26 protein-coding genes are annotated in these 15,971 nt (G+C 43.5%); 25 read left to right on the top strand and 1 reads right to left on the bottom strand.

All coding sequences use genetic code 11. The annotated features are described in order from the left end of the window. Positions 1 to 372 precede the first annotated feature (372 nt). On the bottom strand, positions 373 to 1,344 hold the full coding sequence (locus B3763_RS16480; RefSeq protein WP_286747934.1) for a S24 family peptidase: 972 nt from the start codon (positions 1,342 to 1,344) through the stop codon (positions 373 to 375). 87 nt (positions 1,345 to 1,431) lie between these two features. Here B3763_RS16480 and B3763_RS16475 point away from each other — a divergent pair, with 87 nt between their 5' ends. From B3763_RS16475 to B3763_RS16355, 25 genes are all read left to right on the top strand, one after another. Next, positions 1,432 to 1,674, top strand: coding sequence for a hypothetical protein (locus tag B3763_RS16475; protein ID WP_286747932.1), 243 nt, complete (start codon positions 1,432 to 1,434; stop codon positions 1,672 to 1,674). Between the two features lie 168 nt (positions 1,675 to 1,842). Continuing rightward, complete coding sequence (locus B3763_RS16470; RefSeq protein WP_286747930.1) at positions 1,843 to 4,101, top strand: hypothetical protein; 2,259 nt, start codon at positions 1,843 to 1,845, stop codon at positions 4,099 to 4,101. 30 nt (positions 4,102 to 4,131) lie between these two features. Then, entirely contained in the window at positions 4,132 to 4,359 is a 228-nt protein-coding gene (locus B3763_RS16465) for a hypothetical protein (protein WP_286747928.1), read from the top strand. A gap of 80 nt (positions 4,360 to 4,439) precedes the next feature. After that, positions 4,440 to 5,408, top strand: a complete 969-nt coding sequence (locus B3763_RS16460) for an ATP-binding protein (RefSeq protein WP_286747926.1) — start codon at positions 4,440 to 4,442, stop codon at positions 5,406 to 5,408. Beyond that, the gene (locus tag B3763_RS16455) at positions 5,405 to 6,034 is read left to right on the top strand and encodes a hypothetical protein (protein ID WP_286747924.1); all 630 of its coding nucleotides are present in this window, start codon (positions 5,405 to 5,407) and stop codon (positions 6,032 to 6,034) included. The genes B3763_RS16460 and B3763_RS16455 overlap by 4 nt, the downstream gene beginning before the upstream one ends. Continuing rightward, the gene (locus tag B3763_RS16450; protein ID WP_286747922.1) at positions 6,027 to 6,785 is read left to right on the top strand and encodes a hypothetical protein; all 759 of its coding nucleotides are present in this window, start codon (positions 6,027 to 6,029) and stop codon (positions 6,783 to 6,785) included. Before B3763_RS16455 ends, B3763_RS16450 begins: the two co-directional genes overlap by 8 nt. Continuing rightward, complete coding sequence (locus tag B3763_RS16445; RefSeq protein ID WP_286747920.1) at positions 6,778 to 7,047, top strand: hypothetical protein; 270 nt, start codon at positions 6,778 to 6,780, stop codon at positions 7,045 to 7,047. Before B3763_RS16450 ends, B3763_RS16445 begins: the two co-directional genes overlap by 8 nt. Further along, positions 7,040 to 7,687 carry a hypothetical protein gene (locus tag B3763_RS16440; protein WP_286747918.1) on the top strand — a complete coding sequence of 216 codons (648 nt, stop codon included), beginning with the start codon at positions 7,040 to 7,042 and terminating at the stop codon, positions 7,685 to 7,687. Before B3763_RS16445 ends, B3763_RS16440 begins: the two co-directional genes overlap by 8 nt. Positions 7,688 to 7,730: 43 nt before the next feature. Then, positions 7,731 to 8,126, top strand: coding sequence for a hypothetical protein (locus B3763_RS16435; RefSeq protein ID WP_286747916.1), 396 nt, complete (start codon positions 7,731 to 7,733; stop codon positions 8,124 to 8,126). 7 nt (positions 8,127 to 8,133) lie between these two features. Continuing rightward, positions 8,134 to 8,505 (top strand): hypothetical protein, encoded by a 372-nt coding sequence (locus tag B3763_RS16430; protein WP_286747914.1) that lies wholly within the window; start codon positions 8,134 to 8,136, stop codon positions 8,503 to 8,505. Continuing rightward, a complete protein-coding gene (locus B3763_RS16425) occupies positions 8,495 to 8,953 on the top strand; it encodes a hypothetical protein (RefSeq protein WP_286747912.1) in 459 nt (152 codons plus the stop codon). Before B3763_RS16430 ends, B3763_RS16425 begins: the two co-directional genes overlap by 11 nt. Positions 8,954 to 9,046: 93 nt before the next feature. Continuing rightward, positions 9,047 to 9,562 carry a host-nuclease inhibitor Gam family protein gene (locus B3763_RS16420; protein WP_286747911.1) on the top strand — a complete coding sequence of 172 codons (516 nt, stop codon included), beginning with the start codon at positions 9,047 to 9,049 and terminating at the stop codon, positions 9,560 to 9,562. A gap of 5 nt (positions 9,563 to 9,567) precedes the next feature. Continuing rightward, positions 9,568 to 10,032 (top strand): hypothetical protein, encoded by a 465-nt coding sequence (locus tag B3763_RS16415; protein WP_286747909.1) that lies wholly within the window; start codon positions 9,568 to 9,570, stop codon positions 10,030 to 10,032. Continuing rightward, the gene (locus B3763_RS16410) at positions 10,025 to 10,309 is read left to right on the top strand and encodes a hypothetical protein (RefSeq protein WP_286747907.1); all 285 of its coding nucleotides are present in this window, start codon (positions 10,025 to 10,027) and stop codon (positions 10,307 to 10,309) included. Before B3763_RS16415 ends, B3763_RS16410 begins: the two co-directional genes overlap by 8 nt. After that, complete coding sequence (locus tag B3763_RS16405; protein WP_286747905.1) at positions 10,299 to 10,496, top strand: hypothetical protein; 198 nt, start codon at positions 10,299 to 10,301, stop codon at positions 10,494 to 10,496. Before B3763_RS16410 ends, B3763_RS16405 begins: the two co-directional genes overlap by 11 nt. A 251-nt stretch (positions 10,497 to 10,747) precedes the next feature. Then, positions 10,748 to 11,002: a hypothetical protein gene (locus B3763_RS16400; protein ID WP_286747903.1), complete on the top strand. Its 255-nt coding sequence runs from the start codon at positions 10,748 to 10,750 to the stop codon at positions 11,000 to 11,002. Then, positions 10,999 to 11,244, top strand: coding sequence for a hypothetical protein (locus tag B3763_RS16395; protein WP_286747902.1), 246 nt, complete (start codon positions 10,999 to 11,001; stop codon positions 11,242 to 11,244). The genes B3763_RS16400 and B3763_RS16395 overlap by 4 nt, the downstream gene beginning before the upstream one ends. After that, the gene (locus tag B3763_RS16390; protein WP_286747900.1) at positions 11,241 to 11,480 is read left to right on the top strand and encodes a hypothetical protein; all 240 of its coding nucleotides are present in this window, start codon (positions 11,241 to 11,243) and stop codon (positions 11,478 to 11,480) included. Before B3763_RS16395 ends, B3763_RS16390 begins: the two co-directional genes overlap by 4 nt. Next, positions 11,455 to 11,727, top strand: a complete 273-nt coding sequence (locus B3763_RS16385) for a hypothetical protein (protein ID WP_286747898.1) — start codon at positions 11,455 to 11,457, stop codon at positions 11,725 to 11,727. The genes B3763_RS16390 and B3763_RS16385 overlap by 26 nt, the downstream gene beginning before the upstream one ends. A gap of 318 nt (positions 11,728 to 12,045) precedes the next feature. Then, positions 12,046 to 12,552, top strand: a complete 507-nt coding sequence (locus tag B3763_RS16380) for a hypothetical protein (protein WP_286747897.1) — start codon at positions 12,046 to 12,048, stop codon at positions 12,550 to 12,552. 22 nt (positions 12,553 to 12,574) lie between these two features. Next, positions 12,575 to 13,282 carry a hypothetical protein gene (locus B3763_RS16375; protein WP_286747895.1) on the top strand — a complete coding sequence of 236 codons (708 nt, stop codon included), beginning with the start codon at positions 12,575 to 12,577 and terminating at the stop codon, positions 13,280 to 13,282. Between the two features lie 51 nt (positions 13,283 to 13,333). Next, positions 13,334 to 14,206 carry a DNA cytosine methyltransferase gene (locus B3763_RS16370; RefSeq protein ID WP_286747893.1) on the top strand — a complete coding sequence of 291 codons (873 nt, stop codon included), beginning with the start codon at positions 13,334 to 13,336 and terminating at the stop codon, positions 14,204 to 14,206. A gap of 218 nt (positions 14,207 to 14,424) precedes the next feature. Further along, positions 14,425 to 15,087, top strand: a complete 663-nt coding sequence (locus B3763_RS16365; RefSeq protein ID WP_286747891.1) for a BRO-N domain-containing protein — start codon at positions 14,425 to 14,427, stop codon at positions 15,085 to 15,087. Next, a complete protein-coding gene (locus tag B3763_RS16360) occupies positions 15,080 to 15,334 on the top strand; it encodes a hypothetical protein (protein WP_286747890.1) in 255 nt (84 codons plus the stop codon). Before B3763_RS16365 ends, B3763_RS16360 begins: the two co-directional genes overlap by 8 nt. A 79-nt stretch (positions 15,335 to 15,413) precedes the next feature. After that, a complete protein-coding gene (locus B3763_RS16355; RefSeq protein ID WP_286747888.1) occupies positions 15,414 to 15,893 on the top strand; it encodes a hypothetical protein in 480 nt (159 codons plus the stop codon). Positions 15,894 to 15,971 lie beyond the last annotated feature (78 nt).

Below are 15,971 nucleotides of genomic sequence, written 5' to 3'. Positions count from 1 at the left end.
GACCCCCTGCTTGTAAGGCAGGTGCTCTGAACCAACTGAGCTAAGAGCCCTTATTTCTCACTTACACCAGGTTTTACCCTGTTTTTGTTGTGCTTGTGATCAAATGGGAGTGCAAAGGTAGCACCGGTTTTTAATAATGCAAATGGGTCGGCAAAAATATTTTAAAAAATTATAATCGCTCCACAAAATGAGAACGCCAATACGGGGGGCGGATTTTTTTAAACACTGATTTTTGAGTCAAAAGGGCGAAATTTTAACGCATTCGCAGATTTGCGGTGTATAGTTGTATATTTCTGTCAGTTCAATTCCTTAATTCTTTTGAATTTGCTTTTAATTTTTGGCTTCGAACAGCTATCGAAAACCCTTCAAACTTTAAGATGGATTTAATTTTTGCTGCTCTAATAATGCCATTCTTGCCTCCAAGTTGTTCAAACGGCTGAATAAATCGCCTGGGCGCGGAATCTGGCGGCTTATCACTGCTTTAAATTCCCATGTCTCCAGAATCTGCTCACTTTCGAGAATGATTGGCGGATATTCTCCGTTTTTATTGTCGGAGTTACAAATCAGCTTATTATTCTCTCTGATCCGGTTGAGGCAACGCTTCACTATTATTCCCTCATCCCGGCTGATAACAACGTAAACCCGCCAATCTATTACCTCTAAGGGGCTTTCAACATATTGGGCTATTACAATGTCGGACGGGTATAGACCTCGCCCCTCTTCTGCGAGCATAGAGTAACCTTGCACCTCAAAAGCCCTAAAAACCCCGTTTTGAAGCGTTGGGACGCCAAAAGCCGGAAGACTTTCAATGTACTCAGGATCGTGAAGACCTACTAAATAGCCTGCGGCTGCCTTTACTGGTACAAAAATGATGTTCTCAGCTCCAGAATTATCTACTGTAACGAGCACGGGTTTGCTGATGACCTTAGTATATGCCTCTTGTGGCTCTCTGACAAGGGGTAAGGTAGAATGTTGTGGATTTGAATTGATATTAGGCTCTACCTTACCCCTGACCTTACCCGTAACCTTACCCTCTTCTGTGTACACCTTTTTTGTAGTGGAATTGAATTGTTTTTCAGATAATAGGTGTACATCATGAGGGTTAGATAGGTGTACATCTTTTTCAGGCTTAATCATATCACCTTTTCCGGTGATTAACCACTCTATATTGATATCAGGGTATTCATGGATAATTTTCGATATCCACTTACTCTGAATATCAGTATCATTCTTAAAAGCACGGCTAATAGCACCGCTAGAGACACCAATACTTAATTCAAATTGGCGAATGCTGATATCTTTCGATACCACATAATCCCTTAAACGGCTTACTATTTGCGACATTTTAAACTATATGATGAGAATTATCCAAATTATTTTTTTCTGTTTGGAGAATTATCATTACAATTGTACTTAGAGACGAGTACAAATATGAAGACTTTAGCTGAAATAAAAAATCAGGCCACTGGCGAGGACTATAGAACAATAGCCAACGCAGTGGGAAAGAGCGTGGAGCTTATCAAGAAGATAGTGGCAGAGAAGAGAACAGATACCTGCAATGTTCAACTGGCCTTCAACATACACTTTAAACACAAGGAAGACCTAGAGGAAATAGCCTTGGAAAAAGCCAAAAAACTTAAGGAAGAATTAGAGGCCATAAATGAAGAGGCCTAAAGACTCTCTCTATCTAAGCGGGGGCGAAGTGCCGTGTCGTGTACAGACCCCCCGCTATTTAAAACACTAAATGCAGTAAGCTTGATAATTGAAGGTAACGATATATGGCTGTTCTCTCAAGACCTGATAGGCTCGTTTGGATTTGATTCAAACACGGTCAAAACAGGGATGAAGAGAAACCGTCAAGGCTCTAAGAGTTGGGTTCACCGCATAGCTGAACACGATGCAAGGGAGAGGTTGATCAGTTACAACAGTCTTCCTGATTCGGCCAAACAGAAACTTCCACCTAAAGAGGAGCTATTGCAAGAGGCCCAGGTGAACAGTGTGCAGCGTGCCGCTTATGACAGAGAGGAAGTTGTTGCCAATATTCAGTATTTCATTGAACAAAAATATTACTCTCCTGCTGATCTGTTTGTATTTCAAAAGCAGGGTTTAAGCAAGAATAAAGCTTTTGACCTTAGCCGGGCGGCTGCCTGTCTAAGATTCTTGAACGAATACAAAACCAAGACTGCAACCCGCGAGATTGGTTTTGAGACTAAGAAAGATTTACGCGAGGCAGTGCTGAAGTACTACCTCGATAAAGTCCACAACCCCCATACCCATAAGTATAAGTTTTGGTACGGCTTTAAAGTGAGCAATTACGCCACTTTACAGCAGCGCGAATTGGATTGGAGCAATGCCATTAAAACGGTTATTGAAGCCCATTCGAACGAACCAAAATTTAAACAGGATCAACTGGCCTATGATGCCGCATTGGCCAGCCTGATTCCTTCTCACTTCGATAACCAAAATAGACGGGTGATCGGGAAAGTGACCGACCCGGATAGCCCAGGTATTCTGAAGGGTGGACGAATAGACATCAAAGAATATCACGCGGCCATATTAACCAATATAGCCATGAACCCCGGCAAGGGGAATATTTTCGATCATGAGGTAATTCACATGATGTACGCTCTTCGCTGCAAAAAGGACGGAGTTAGACCTTGCAGCCTGAGCGCAGTGAAGTACTTTCTGAGCGAGCCTGAGGTTGAGGAAGTGATAACCCGGGAGCGTCATGGCTTTGCAGAAATTGACAAGAGTATATTACCTCATACTCATGGCCTGAAGCCTCTGGCCGCATTGGCGAAAGGTGGATATGATGGTTTGAGTATTGACTTCTACACTGAAACGGTAATTACTGACAAGCAAGGCAAGCAAAAGACCGGACAGGTGATGCTGAATGTTGTTGCGGTTTGGGATTACTACTCCGAAGCAATTACAGGCTTTGATATTGGCATAGTGGAGAGTGGTGAAATGGTTAGAACCATGTACCGAAACCACTTGAACACTGTTGGCCGCAGCTACATAGAAATTGAGAGTGACCGATTTAGTGGAAACAAGATGGATGACACTCAACGAGTGTTTGAGCATTGCTGTCAATACGTGACCATGCCTGCCCCTAATGATCCAAATGGAAAGGCCGCCAACCCTAAAGCGAGATTTGTGGAGCGATTGGTTCAGGAGCTTAACCGCCTGACTCAACATGTGGAAGGTTGGAAAGGTAGCAACATAAGAAGCCAGCGCGATAAGAACAGGATTCAAAACCAAGATTACAGAGGTGAGGCAATTGGCAGCTTTGCAGAGGCTGTTGATCAGATAGTGAAGCTTGTGAACATCTACAACTTCAAGGCTCTAAAGAAACTTGATGGCGGCTGCCGTTGGGACAAACTGATGTCTAACATTCACCCGGATGCGAAGGTGATTGACCCGACCGCCATGCCGATGCTCTTTAACCGATGGACTAAGAAGCAAATTCAGAACGAGGTTCTGAAAGTTACGATCAACCGTAAGACCTACGAATATGATTTTAACGGCTATGAGAGGCACCTGCCCAAGATTGGCCGCAGCCGCACCGTGAGGCTTTACTACGATGAAACCGATATGAGTTCGGTTGATGTGTACGCAATGGCCGACCCTAAAAACCCGAACATTCTTGAGGGTGACGTTTACCTCGATACTATTCCGGCCTTGAAGAGAGGCTATAAAGATAAGGCAAGCCAAAGCCGCTTAGATATGGCTGTTCACATGAAACAGACCATGAGAAGAAAAGAGAAAACGGACTACTTGGAGCGTAAGGAGCTGGAAGTTGAAGCCTCTCTATATGGGATTGACATTGGAGGCCTTGACATAAAGACCGCCAAGCAAAGAATTGAGGGAGCGAGAGCTACAAGAAGCGAGGAGTTCATTCCTGCAATGGAGGAGCTATATGCTGAGGCTTTGGCGCGACCTGAGGCACAATCTGCCGCTAACTATTACACCGATAGAATTGTGACTGCCAGAGGCATGAAGCCAGCGACCAAAAAGACACAGGCCGAGGTGAAAAGCGAAGAGCAAAGGAAACGGGATTTTGTGGCTAAGAGAGCAGAGCGTAAGCGGGGAAGGAAATAGTACTGAGTATTGAGATAATAGATCACAGCTATGAATAAAGAACGAAGACAACGAATTAACTACGCAATTGAAGCCTTGGAGAACCTTACAGTTCATGTTGAGGAAGTTGCTGTAGATGAAGAAGAGGCCTTTTTCAATATGCCTGAATCACTTCAGGAGTCAGAAAAAGGAGAAAGAATGCAAGAAGTTATCGATGAGCTAAACGAGGTTTCTACCGAGTTGGCTGATATGATCGATAGGTTAAAAAATTGCCTCTAAAAGATGGCCGGGGATGCCGCCCCGGCCACTGAATAGGCTCCTGGATATAAAGTCCACAATAACAATTAAAACAAACATTTATGATCACAGAAACCCAAAAACTTGACGAAGCCCAAAAGGAGGCTATCGTTGAAGCTGCTGAGACTTACATGAGAAGTAAGGCCACAGTAAACAACCCTAAGGGGTTGAGCCAAGCAAAACTAGCGAAACTCGCTGACATTCATCCTGCTTACCTGAGTGCGATGGTTAACCGTAACTGGAACAACATGAAGGCTGGAGGTAAACTGGTCGAAATATCGGATCAGTACTTTCACAAGCTTGCTATTGCTATTGCCTTTGAGATTGAGGAAGTAGTTTGGAAACACTTCAACCTGTACAATCAGGAGCTTTGCGAATTCGCTTTTATTGACGCAAGAGACACCAAGTTGCCTCACGCTATTGATGGAGCTACAGGACTTGGTAAGTCTCACAGCGTAACCCGGTATTTAACCGAGAACCCTGAGTTTACCTATGTAGTGACCTGTGCGGATGATATGACCGCGAAAGGCTTTATACGAGCACTCGCAAGAGCTGTTGGAGTAAATGATGAAGGCACTACGATGGACATTCGATTGGCCATTGTTAAGAAGCTACAGCACGAACAGAATGCTCTAATCATAATTGATGAAGCTGAGAACCTTAAAGATAGAAGTTGGGGATCGATCAAAGCTATGATGGACTCTCTAAAGGGATTTTGTGGAATGGTTTTGATTGGTGCCAACGATTTCGAGAAGACTCTTGAAACAAAGGCAAAGAGGAATAAAACCCCATTTCCTCAAGTGCTTAGAAGAATTCGAGAAGGTGGATTTGTTCAACTTACTTCGATGGAGAAAGCTGAGGTAGAAGATATCTGTATGGCGGTTGGAATCTACCAAAAGGAGATTATAGACATGCTTTACCAGCACTCTTCTAATGTTGGAGAATTGGAGGGTAATGTTAAAAAGCTCTTCCGAATGAGTGAGGAGATGGATGAGGTTGTTTCGTTGGACTTAGCTCAAAAAGTGCTATGAGACGCATTGAACTAGCCCAGGAGATAGCCATTCTTAAGAAGAAACAGGCAATCAAAAACGCTCACCTCCTACATATTGAAAATACTACCAATTGGCAGGGCGAGCTATATAATAGCAATCGGGATGCTCTCTTTGAGATTACTGAGGAGCTGGATAAGAAAATGGACGAATACTACTTCGTCTGTAAAACAGAAATCATTGAGATTGACTTGGAGCTAAGAAAGATTCAAGATGCTCTTCTCGCTGATCCTTTTGATTACAATGCGCTAATAGTTCAGGAGAAAGAAGCTAAGAGCAAGAGGCTGGAAATATGGGAAGAAATGAAATCAGTGCTTTGGGTTGAAGACTGCACACCTACCGAACAAATAGCTAAAAATTGTAGGAATTATGATCTGGCGGTATTGGGTCAGATTGTAGGCGTTGATCCGGCCACTCTTGGAGATGGTTGGGAAGTGAAAAAGACCTATGATGGTGAGAGGCTTGTGGATTGGGAGATTGTGATGAAAGATCGAATTAGAAGGGAATGCGAGGAGAAATGCAAGAACCCTGAGTGCCTACAAACGGCTTGTGTGGAGCATCAGAAGAAACTGACTGAAGAGGTAAGAAAGGAGGTTCATAATGGGTAAGGTTAAGAAGTCAGAAGTTAGAAGTCAGAAGTCGGAAGAAACTGATTGGATTGTAGTGAAGTATTTTGATGATCACCTTGATGGTATAATTCAGTCAGGATTAACAGAAAATGAGGCTAGGGAAAAAGCTACGGAGTTGAATTCCTTCAACCATAAGCCATTTACATCCTATCAAGCAAGAAGAAAGGAGTCGGATAACAAATGGTCTACTGATATGGGGCGCGGAGTGGTTGGCACTTTTCATAAGAGCCTGATCAACATATTAGACCCTGACCCGGAGACAATATTCTTAGAAGATATTGTTCAGGGTTTGATTCATACTTGCCGATGGAATGGTCAGATAAAGCACTTCTATTCTGTGGCTCAGCACTCTCTGCATGTGGCTGGCTTGGTTTCAATTCAAAACCCTGAATTTGCTTTGCAAGCGTTGTTTCATGATGCCTCGGAGGCCTTTATGAATGACCTTTCAAGCCCTGTTAAAGAACTACTGCCGGAGTATAAGAACCTTGAGGAAAGGCTAATGATTGCCATTGCAATTCGCTTTGGTTTCGATTGGCCGATTCATCCTGAGGTGAAGGAGCTTGATATGACTGTTCTTCAGATTGAACATCAAAACCTGAGAATGGGCGAAAACTATGCCTGCCACTATGAAGCTCCTGAAATGGTGTATTCAAAGTTTATGATCAGAGCGAAGCAATGGCTCGATTTCAGGGTTTGGAACAAAGTGAGAAAGGAGGCGAATCATGGCTAACGCAATCGACAGAGGGGCTGTAAATGTGGCTAAAATATTAATACCTGCTAGTATTATTGATCACAGCTACAAGGTTCTTTCATTAAGACATGAGTATGCAAAAGGTGAGATTAACAGACAGTCTTTCACCTACTCAGTAGATATATCGAATGGAGGCTTAATCATTGATTTTGTAGAAATGGGACGTGTTGAAATTGCTCCGGCTGAATTAGTAAAAGCCTGTTTTATAGCTCTTGAAGGGAAGGAGGTAAATCATGGCTAGGAGGAGTAATGGGGTTCGTGATGTTTTGAACTGGAAGTTCAAATATTGGGATATGCCTTCAGAATGGGCTGCTCATTTTGGTGAATTGCCGGATCAGTTCAATATCTACATTGATGGAGATGCGGGGCATGGAAAAACCGAGTATGAAATGCAGATGTCTAAAATGATGGCTCAGTATTTCGGCAAGGTGCATCTTTTCAACTTTGAGCAAGGTAAGCACAATCAAATAACTAAAAGTGCCCAACGTAACAAATTTGAAGACCTTTTGAGTACGGGAAAATGGATGTATGCTCGTGATATAGTTACGCTTGATCAGGTGTATGATAAACTCAAAAGGCCAAATTCTGGCAAGCTGATTCTGCTTGATTCTATCAGTTTCCTTGAGTTGAATTATGGAGAGGTAAGAGATTTGATAAAGGATTTTCCGAGAAAAAACTTTGCCTGTATTGCCTACAAGGCAGACTTTACCAAGTACAAGCCAATCCGGCATTTGTTTGATATCAAAATCAGAGTAGAGAATTTCAAAGCTGTTGTTCAGTCTTCCAGACATGGAGGCGGCAAGGAATGGATTATTTGGGATAAAAGTGCCGATTGGAAGAAAGGAACGCTATTCGAAGAGAAAGGAGGTTCCAATGGCTGATGCAAGGACTGACTTGTTTGAGTTTCGCAACCTTGTGAAATCTATGAGGGACGCGCAGAATGATTACTTCTCGGCAGTCAAGCTGAAAACTAACACTTACGAAAAGCTGAAGATTGCCCGAAAGCTAGAGAAGCAAGTTGATGGTGTCTGCACCTCTATTCTTCTCGATAAAAAGGAGCTCGAACAGTCTACACTGTTTGAGCCAGTTAACTACTCCCTGATTGTGAAGAAAGGCCTCGTTGATCCGAGGGACTTGGTTAAGCTATACGGCAAGGAGGTTGAGCTTGAATACCTCACTAAAGACGGTTTACAATGGCTGCCTACCAAGGGCAGAGTGAACGCTGTTACTGTGAGACATGCGGAGCTTGAGAGGCTGCGAAACCTGAAGGTATCTGAGGAACTGGCGGAACTGATTGAGGAAGGAGGTTCTCATGCCTAAATCTTTAATGGCGGTTCAAGGTCTTTTGAACAGGGTTCGAATGTCGGTTTTGGGAATACCAATGAGGGTAGAATTGAGAGAAGATAAACGCTATGAGAATGGCCGCCCATACCTTCAGGTTTGCTATAACGCTCCTTGCACTAAAACAGGAATGGTTGAGACTTGGAAAGGCCGCAAATGGTATCTGTCTGAATTTATGACTGATGATGAAGTGATTAAGACCGCTTTTGCGGCCTTTAAAGCGGCTGTTGAGCATGAGGTTTTTGAGGGCTTTAAGGTAGACGGAAAGGTTCTATTCAACCCACATGTAAGCTTTGAGGCCTTGCTTTCGGTAACAGATCAGGAAGTTAAAAGAGAGGAGGTTCATCATGGTAATTGATAGTAAAAAGGCTCAGGAGCTGACCTCTATTGTGGCGCGAATAATTGGCAGCACTGAGGAGACTGTGACTAATACTATGCTCGACATGAGCAAGGACTTTCTCGCTCAATTCTTAGGGGCAGAAAACGAGTCTGAGATCAGTCGGTTTGAAGCAATTCCGCAGTATTGGGCTTGGTTTAGAATGCTTTGGGCAGGGTCTGATTTCAGGTTCATCATGTTTATGGATAGCAAGCCTTGGCTGATTGGTAAGCTCAAAAATGATGGGATTAATCTTCTTGAGGTATATGCTGAGCATCATTGGTCTGATCTGAAAGGTAAGCGACCTGTTAGCAGTGCAATGGCTCTGTTTTTAGAGACCCCTCCGCCTGCGGCACCCTGCCTGCCGGACAGTCGGGCTCCCCTCGTGAAAGGGAGGAATAATACCGATGAGGTAAAAAAGGAAAGGTAGCCACTGCACGAGCAGTCGTGATCCGGGTCGCTCCCGGCAGTGGCGCGAATGCGAATGATGCCCATTCGCTATAACACAAAAACAATTGAACAAATGGCGAGAAAAAAGACAAGGGTCGTGCCAGTCCCTTTAGAATCGGAATTACCAGGTATTGCAAAGCTTTGCGCGGAAGCTCAGGCCAAACTGAAAAAGATTGAATCAGAGGCTGAGGAGAAAATTGCAGCAATCAGAGAGAAGGCTAAACAAGATGCCTGCAAATGGGAAGATCAATTCAGTGAATGCTCTGAGCAATTAGAGGCTTATGCACTGAAGCATCAGAAAGCCAAATTCTCGAAAGTGAGAAGCATGAAACTAGGCTCTGTAACCTTTGGCTTTAGGTTGGGAACTCCTAAAGTGGTGAAGACTACCAGAGATACCTGGGCGGTTGTGACCGGAAAGCTAAAAGAGCATTTCCCTGACTTTGTGAGAACCAAAGAGGAGCCGAACAAGGATGCAATTATTGAGGCTCGTGAGGATGCTGAACTGATGGCTAAGCTTTCGATGCTTGGTGTTCAGGTGGACCAGGAGGACTCTGTTTTCATTGACGTAGCTGAGGAAGTTTTAAGGTAACAGATATGAAAAAGAGAAGAATCTATGTCGCTTCCTCTTGGAGAAATGAGTTTCAGCCTCAAGTGGTTTCATTGCTCAGGTATTTAGGTCATGAGGTATATGATTTTAGAAAGCCTAATGAAGAGGATAATGGTTTCTCATGGTCTGATGTTGATCCAAATTGGCAGCAATGGTCTACTGAGGAGTATGTTGCTGCTTTAGATCATCCTGTGGCTAGAAAGGGCTTCTTTAATGATAAGTGTGCAATGGATTGGGCTGATACCTGTGTGTTGGTTTTACCTTCCGGTAGGTCTGCTCATACTGAGGCGGGTGTAATGAAAGGCGAAGGTAAAGAGGTGATTGTTTTCACTCCTTTAAAGCAAGAGCCTGAACTCATGTACAAGCTTTTTGATGGCATTATTTCCAATGCAAAGGACTTGAGGTCTTACTTCCATATTTCAGATAAACAGGAAGGAGGTTCAGGTGATTGACCCAAAAGAAGCAAGGGAAGCCCTGAATAAGTTGTCTGGCTCTGATGAAAAGGAGCCGGGCAATAGCCCTCTAAATATGGAGCCAGAAGGTAGTGCTCTTGATCAACTAATTGAGCGTTGGGAGAGTATTGTGCAGGCCACTGAGAGGGATTGTGCTATTTCCGCCAGTGCCATTGCTAAGAAAGGAAACCTGCGCAGGCTGGCTTTCTTTAAAGCTACCCTTGGGCAGCTTAGGGAATTGAAGGCTCTTAAAGAGGGAGGTGAGTATGTCGGCTAGAGTTTATACCCCTGAAATGATTCAAGAGCTTCATCAGGATAATCTTGATGAGGCTGAATTCCAACTCAAGACAGCTAAGTCTCCAAAGCGGAAGAAAGACCTGAAAGGCCACATTGAATATCATAAGGCAATGGTTGGCATGATGAAGGAGCTTATAGAGTTGAGGAAAAGTAATCCCTCGGTCTAAAGGCCACTCCCTTTGAAAAGGGAGAATGTCACTGCAAGCGTAGGCTTGATCCGGGTCGCTCCCGGCAGTGGCGCAAATTTCAGGGATCAGTCAGACGGGCTGGTGTTAGGTTGTGGGGCTGCACCTAGAGCAGCTCCACTTGATCCGGCTTGGTTAGTTATCGGTTAACAGTGATCAGTTAATCGGTAAGCAGGTTCGAATCCTGCCCGGATCGCAAGAATGTTAGATGTCAGATTTTTGATTTACGAATTATGAGAGATGAAGAACTATACCGAAGAGCCTGTAATCTCGTGACTGAACTGCGAGAAATGGGAATGACCTGGGGTGATATATTGGAGTTCTGGAACGAATGCATTATTGAAGCCAAGTGGCTAGATAAGATCGTAAGGGAAGGGAGAAAGCCAAGAGGATATGATGTATGGAAGCTTTGCATAGACAACAAGTGGGGCAAAGAGAAGCTACGTGAATTGGCTTACAGGTATGAACTTATAGTTCCAAAATCATGAATGATTACCCAAATATGGAAGTACACGAACTGGAGGAAGACAGAAGATACCTTTCGACCCGTGTTGATGAGGGCATGGATTTAGTCATTTTCACAACGCAAATCTCGGAGAAATCGGTTGAGGAGCATGAGGCGATACTTGATCAGAAAGTGAGCGATTATATGGCTGAGATGCTGAAACAAGTTCAGCATGACGAAAACGAGAGGGATGATTTCGTTCCTCGCAATGACTGTGAGGAATGACTAAGAGGGAGGTTAACAGATTGATTAGTGACCTTACTGATGAGATCAGGATGGTAACCGTAAACAAACGGCAGTTTGACAAAAAGCTGAAGGATTTTGATAAGACACACTTTACCGGAAGGATTGAGACGAATGAAATTAAGATAGCCAGAAAGGAAAGCCAAAGGCTTGAAGGTGTGCTATCTGAACTAAAAAAAGAGAGGAGCCAATATGAGCGCATCAAGAAGAAACTTTGACCCGGAGAATGCCAAGCGCAAGAAAATGCGTGGCAAGATCATTCACTATTACTGCCTGATGGGCTACGTGGATGAAAACGGTGAGCCTGACTTTGAACGGATAAACAAGTCTGTTCAGGGTTTGGGAACGAATAAGCGTGGGGTAATTCTCAATTTTCTCTACGTGCATGAGCTGCCTGATGTGGTTACGCAGGTGGGGCAAATGTGGAAGAAAGAGAGCCGTAAGATGATGGAAGTCGGAAGATAGAAGACCGAAGCGACAAAGTGAGTGATAGCATTACATATTATTACCGATCAGTCGGAACTGCGAGAAACAAATGGTGTATTGCTGTGGTGTTTGGTTCATGGCCATACAGCAGTCTTTTGCACAAAGGGTATTTGTCTTCAAAAGAATTCTTTAGTCGAAAAATGACTGCTGATGAATACCAGAGACATATAAGTAGGTGGAGAGAATATTCAGTTACCTACATGAGTTTCGAAGATTTGAAGAAGGATGAAGTTCAAATATTAGGCCTTGATTCGGTCGAATATCAAAGCCTTTTGAATGCTTATAACAAACTAAGAAATGAGCATTGAAGATCAAATAGAGTTCATTGACGAAATGTTGGCTCATACCGGAAACCCGGAGGAGCTGGAGGCTTTGCAGGCTATTCGTGAGAGCTTGGTTGGCTTAAACCCTTCTGGTAAGAGAAGGACAAAATCTAAAGCTAAAATTACTCTTCAATATTATCAGGAGTTTGTTGGGGAATATGATCAGTTCTGCCGAAAGACATTGGGAGCTCCGGGTGTTATCGATGCCCGGCAGGGATTGGCTCTAAAAGAGACGGTTGACTACCTAATGAAGCAAGAGAAGGTGAATGGCGATGAAACGCTCGCCTTGCAAGGTTGGAGATACATTTTCGCTAATTGGTCGCTGTTGAGTGAGTTTGTTCAGAGACAAACCAAGCTGAGCGACATTAAGAAGAATATTCAAGAGATACTATTTCAGTTAAGAAATGCAAGTAAGGAAGCTAAACGAAGAAAGTCTGATAAAGACTGGGATCAATATCGTAAGCTGCGTCAGGGCGAATGATCAGCGTAGTATTACCCGGTTTGTGAGCAAGACCACTACTAAGAAAGTGGTTGAAACCCGCATGCTTCGAAGGGCTTTCGAAGAGCATTTGGACACCCTTCGGAGTCAGTGGAAATTCTGGAAGGAACAGGAGGAGTTATCGGTTGATCATGAATCAGGGATTAGTCCGATAATGATCTACAATGCTCTGGAAGTGATCAGAGAGAAGGGTGAAGAGCTGAAGGGTGAAATAGAAGGTTTGCAGCCCTTCCAGAGTATGAGCGAGATGATCCGAAGTGGTTATGACCTGGGCGAATTGGAGCTGCTTATTGTAGATATGATTTTAGCCCTGAGAGACTCCCTCAGCATTACCAACAACATCACGCCAACACAGGCCAAAGAAGCGGCCATCATCATAACAGAGCAGTTTGCCGGGCTAAGTATTGAGGAGCTGGCCATGTGCTTTCATAGGGGCAAGATTGGCGAATATGGAGAGATTATGCACCGCCTAGATGTTAACGTGCTACTCAGCTGGTTGAATAAGTTCAGCAAGGAAATGGAGCGGGTATCTATAGAGCTGAACAGCCAGCAGCATAGCCAATTCAAGCGCGTTGAAATGGATGGCAAAACCAGCGACTTAGACCTATTGAAATGGTTTAAGGTATTGCCTAAAGCCAAGGACGCTAATAAGGAACTGTACGCTCAAAAGAGCTTAGATAAGAAGGCTGATAGTTATTTCGGAGGCTTCTAGTTGGTGAATTAGGAAAACAATAATAATGTATTCAGTCAAAATTGAAGTAACATGATTAAGATTGACACATACTTTGTAGGTGGTGGCCTCTTTGATCTGGGGTTGGTTCGCTCCGGGCTGACTATTAACAAGTCTTATGAGATAGATAAGATTTGTTGCAAGGTGTACAAACGGAACTTTGATCATGAGGTAATACAGCAGGATATAACCAAGAAACTCGTTCTTTCTGACGAGAGGGCTGATGTAATGGCCTTTACATATCCATGCACCAAATACTCTACAATAGCCGACATTCACGGTACTAGAACGGGCGATGAGTTGTTTCTACATGCTTTCCGTCACATGGCCATAGGCAGGCCGGAGATTTTTGTTGCTGAGAATGTTCCGGGAATGCGAGCCTTTCCGATTGTAATGGAGGCCATGACAAAACTGCCCGATTATTACGTTGCGGTTTTTTGTCCTGTTAAGGCTGAGTATTGGCTACCTCAAAGGCGAGACAGGTTGATCATTATCGGCAGCCGCAGGCCTTTTAACTGGCGGCAGCCAGAACAAAAGCTTAGAACTCGTTTGGCTGATATAGTTGAAGAGAATCCTCGTATTACATGGCCTGAGTCTATTAGAACAAGAATGACGGGAGGTTACAGGGATTTACCGATAATCAGCGACCCAAAGGCGGGAGATATAGCTCCTACTTGCGTGGCTCACTATTCAAGAGATAAAAGTACTCGCCTTTTGAAGGATAAAAGGTTTCCAATGGGCGTTCGCCCTTACTCTGTCCGGGAGTATGCAAGGTTGCAAGGTGTTCCTGATGAATTTGAGTTCAATTGCAGCGACACAGCAGCATATAGAATTATCGGAAATGGTGTGCCTGTTCCTATGGGTGAATGGGTTGGTAATGAAATTCAAAGGTATTTTAGAAGATAATGCCATTGAGGCAGGCAAAAGGCCTGTTTTGAAATTTGAAAAATATAATGGTACTTTGCTCTTGACAACACGATGCAAGAGTAATCTTGAATCATTTTATTGACAATATAGGAAGCCCCTATACGGTGTCCCGGAGGAAACAATGGGAAATCCGACTCTTGTAGTCGTGTTGTCACACCTAAGTAGCGGGCTTTCCTTGCTTTTAAAACTTTTCGATAATGACAACAGGAAAGGAATTGAAAGCGTTTAGGTTCAACGCAGAGAATCAGGAGATCAGAACTCTCATGATCGACAATGAACCTTGGTTTATTGCAAAGGATATTTGCAATGTGCTAGGCCATACTAATAGCAGAGTCGCAATTCAAATGCTGGATGATGACGAACGGGGTAAGGAAAGTTTACCCCGTCAAGGTCAAACTTGGATTGTGAACGAATCAGGTTTGTACAACCTGATATTCCGCAGCAACAAGCCAGAGGCTAAGGCTTTTCGTAAATGGGTAACGGGTGAGGTTTTGCCTCAAATTCGCAGAAATGGCAGTTACACGCCTAAACAGGTAGCCAAAGAAGTGATTGATGCCCGCTGCCAAGCCTACGAAACCACGGAGATCAATGGCCGGGAAGTTCGGGTTATTGATATTGATGGCACAGACTACTACCATTTAAAAGATGTGATCAATGTGGTTGGCTCTGCCACAGAAACACAGCAAACGGCCAAAAAGCTGAATGCTGTTAAGCCTCTTGCCCGAAAAATCTGGATTTACGGAGTTAACTATCCGAGCTGGTTTACCAATAGGCTTGGGGTTGATTTGGTGCTTTCTGCCAGCCGTAAGCTGCGCAGCGAAAGACAGGTGTTATTGCTGGAAGGAGGTAGTTATGAGTAAGAGAGTTGTTGTGGCCGATGCTCCTCAGAAGCTGGATTTGTACACTTTTATGCATTGTATGAGGGTGTTTAGCGGTTGGTATTTTAACAACGATGTAGAACTGTTTGCCAGCCGCTGCATTAGCAGTCAGGTTTTTGGGCAAACCCAGTTTAAAACGGTTGAAGAAATGCAGCATGTTTTGAGACTCAGGACGAAATGTTTGGTACATCCAGACATTACTCCTGAGGTTGTGTTTGAAAATCAGTAAATTGTAAGACCTAGGTGTCGCTAGGTTGGCTTAGCCCCCGTGTCGGGGGCTTCGCTTAAGAAATTAAATAAAACGCATTATGAGAAAGTTATTAGTGATAGTATTAGTCGTATCAGTTTGCGCCTGTGCTGGTGAACAATTAAAACAGGTTGAAATACAACTCCTCAAAACTCCAGAGGAGGCAGTTAAGTCAATTATTGGTAATAGGTTGAATAATAAGTATCCAAATCCGAGAGCGGAAGAATATTTTTTATACAAGAATAGGGATGAAATAATAAGTTCATTAAGTATTAATCGCTTTGAGCCGCTGAGAGACGATGTTGGTGTTGCTTTTTTGTCTACTTCAATAGGTAGTAAGGTTATTAGAAGCACAATGTGGTTAAGGAAAGTTGACGGTTATTGGTTTGAGTTTTTGGGTTACCCAACATATACTGGGGATGATTATTACCCAGACCTCACATTGCAGGAAGAGGAAAAAGCAAAAGAACTTATTGAGGAAAGCAAAAAATGGAAAGAATCCAACCCATCAGAATGGTGGGGTTATAATTTTATGTTTTAATCGACTGTTACTAGGAATTATATTGTGTGTATTTTTAGAGAGTGAGCCTCGGAGAAATCCGGGGCTTTTTATTTGCGG

It is taken from the genome of Roseivirga sp. UBA1976 (genome assembly GCF_002336325.1).
GTDB classification, from domain to species: domain Bacteria; phylum Bacteroidota; class Bacteroidia; order Cytophagales; family Cyclobacteriaceae; genus Roseivirga; species Roseivirga thermotolerans.
The sequence above is the reverse complement of the archived record's forward strand: the minus strand, read 5'-3'. Positions and strand labels throughout refer to the sequence as shown.

Excerpts from the sequence above, each read along its gene's own strand:
- B3763_RS16480 (WP_286747934.1), bottom strand. The coding sequence starts at position 1,344 with ATGTCGCAAATAGTAAGCCGTTTAAGGGATTATGTGGTATCGAAAGAT.
- B3763_RS16475 (WP_286747932.1), top strand. The coding sequence starts at position 1,432 with ATGAAGACTTTAGCTGAAATAAAAAATCAGGCCACTGGCGAGGACTAT.
- B3763_RS16470 (WP_286747930.1), top strand. The coding sequence starts at position 1,843 with ATGAAGAGAAACCGTCAAGGCTCTAAGAGTTGGGTTCACCGCATAGCT.
- B3763_RS16465 (WP_286747928.1), top strand. The coding sequence starts at position 4,132 with ATGAATAAAGAACGAAGACAACGAATTAACTACGCAATTGAAGCCTTG.
- B3763_RS16460 (WP_286747926.1), top strand. The coding sequence starts at position 4,440 with ATGATCACAGAAACCCAAAAACTTGACGAAGCCCAAAAGGAGGCTATC.
- B3763_RS16455 (WP_286747924.1), top strand. The coding sequence starts at position 5,405 with ATGAGACGCATTGAACTAGCCCAGGAGATAGCCATTCTTAAGAAGAAA.
- B3763_RS16450 (WP_286747922.1), top strand. The coding sequence starts at position 6,027 with ATGGGTAAGGTTAAGAAGTCAGAAGTTAGAAGTCAGAAGTCGGAAGAA.
- B3763_RS16445 (WP_286747920.1), top strand. The coding sequence starts at position 6,778 with ATGGCTAACGCAATCGACAGAGGGGCTGTAAATGTGGCTAAAATATTA.
- B3763_RS16440 (WP_286747918.1), top strand. The coding sequence starts at position 7,040 with ATGGCTAGGAGGAGTAATGGGGTTCGTGATGTTTTGAACTGGAAGTTC.
- B3763_RS16435 (WP_286747916.1), top strand. The coding sequence starts at position 7,731 with ATGAGGGACGCGCAGAATGATTACTTCTCGGCAGTCAAGCTGAAAACT.
- B3763_RS16430 (WP_286747914.1), top strand. The coding sequence starts at position 8,134 with ATGGCGGTTCAAGGTCTTTTGAACAGGGTTCGAATGTCGGTTTTGGGA.
- B3763_RS16425 (WP_286747912.1), top strand. The coding sequence starts at position 8,495 with ATGGTAATTGATAGTAAAAAGGCTCAGGAGCTGACCTCTATTGTGGCG.
- B3763_RS16420 (WP_286747911.1), top strand. The coding sequence starts at position 9,047 with ATGGCGAGAAAAAAGACAAGGGTCGTGCCAGTCCCTTTAGAATCGGAA.
- B3763_RS16415 (WP_286747909.1), top strand. The coding sequence starts at position 9,568 with ATGAAAAAGAGAAGAATCTATGTCGCTTCCTCTTGGAGAAATGAGTTT.
- B3763_RS16405 (WP_286747905.1), top strand. The coding sequence starts at position 10,299 with ATGTCGGCTAGAGTTTATACCCCTGAAATGATTCAAGAGCTTCATCAG.
- B3763_RS16400 (WP_286747903.1), top strand. The coding sequence starts at position 10,748 with ATGAGAGATGAAGAACTATACCGAAGAGCCTGTAATCTCGTGACTGAA.
- B3763_RS16395 (WP_286747902.1), top strand. The coding sequence starts at position 10,999 with ATGAATGATTACCCAAATATGGAAGTACACGAACTGGAGGAAGACAGA.
- B3763_RS16390 (WP_286747900.1), top strand. The coding sequence starts at position 11,241 with ATGACTAAGAGGGAGGTTAACAGATTGATTAGTGACCTTACTGATGAG.
- B3763_RS16385 (WP_286747898.1), top strand. The coding sequence starts at position 11,455 with ATGAGCGCATCAAGAAGAAACTTTGACCCGGAGAATGCCAAGCGCAAG.
- B3763_RS16380 (WP_286747897.1), top strand. The coding sequence starts at position 12,046 with ATGAGCATTGAAGATCAAATAGAGTTCATTGACGAAATGTTGGCTCAT.
- B3763_RS16370 (WP_286747893.1), top strand. The coding sequence starts at position 13,334 with ATGATTAAGATTGACACATACTTTGTAGGTGGTGGCCTCTTTGATCTG.
- B3763_RS16365 (WP_286747891.1), top strand. The coding sequence starts at position 14,425 with ATGACAACAGGAAAGGAATTGAAAGCGTTTAGGTTCAACGCAGAGAAT.
- B3763_RS16360 (WP_286747890.1), top strand. The coding sequence starts at position 15,080 with ATGAGTAAGAGAGTTGTTGTGGCCGATGCTCCTCAGAAGCTGGATTTG.
- B3763_RS16355 (WP_286747888.1), top strand. The coding sequence starts at position 15,414 with ATGAGAAAGTTATTAGTGATAGTATTAGTCGTATCAGTTTGCGCCTGT.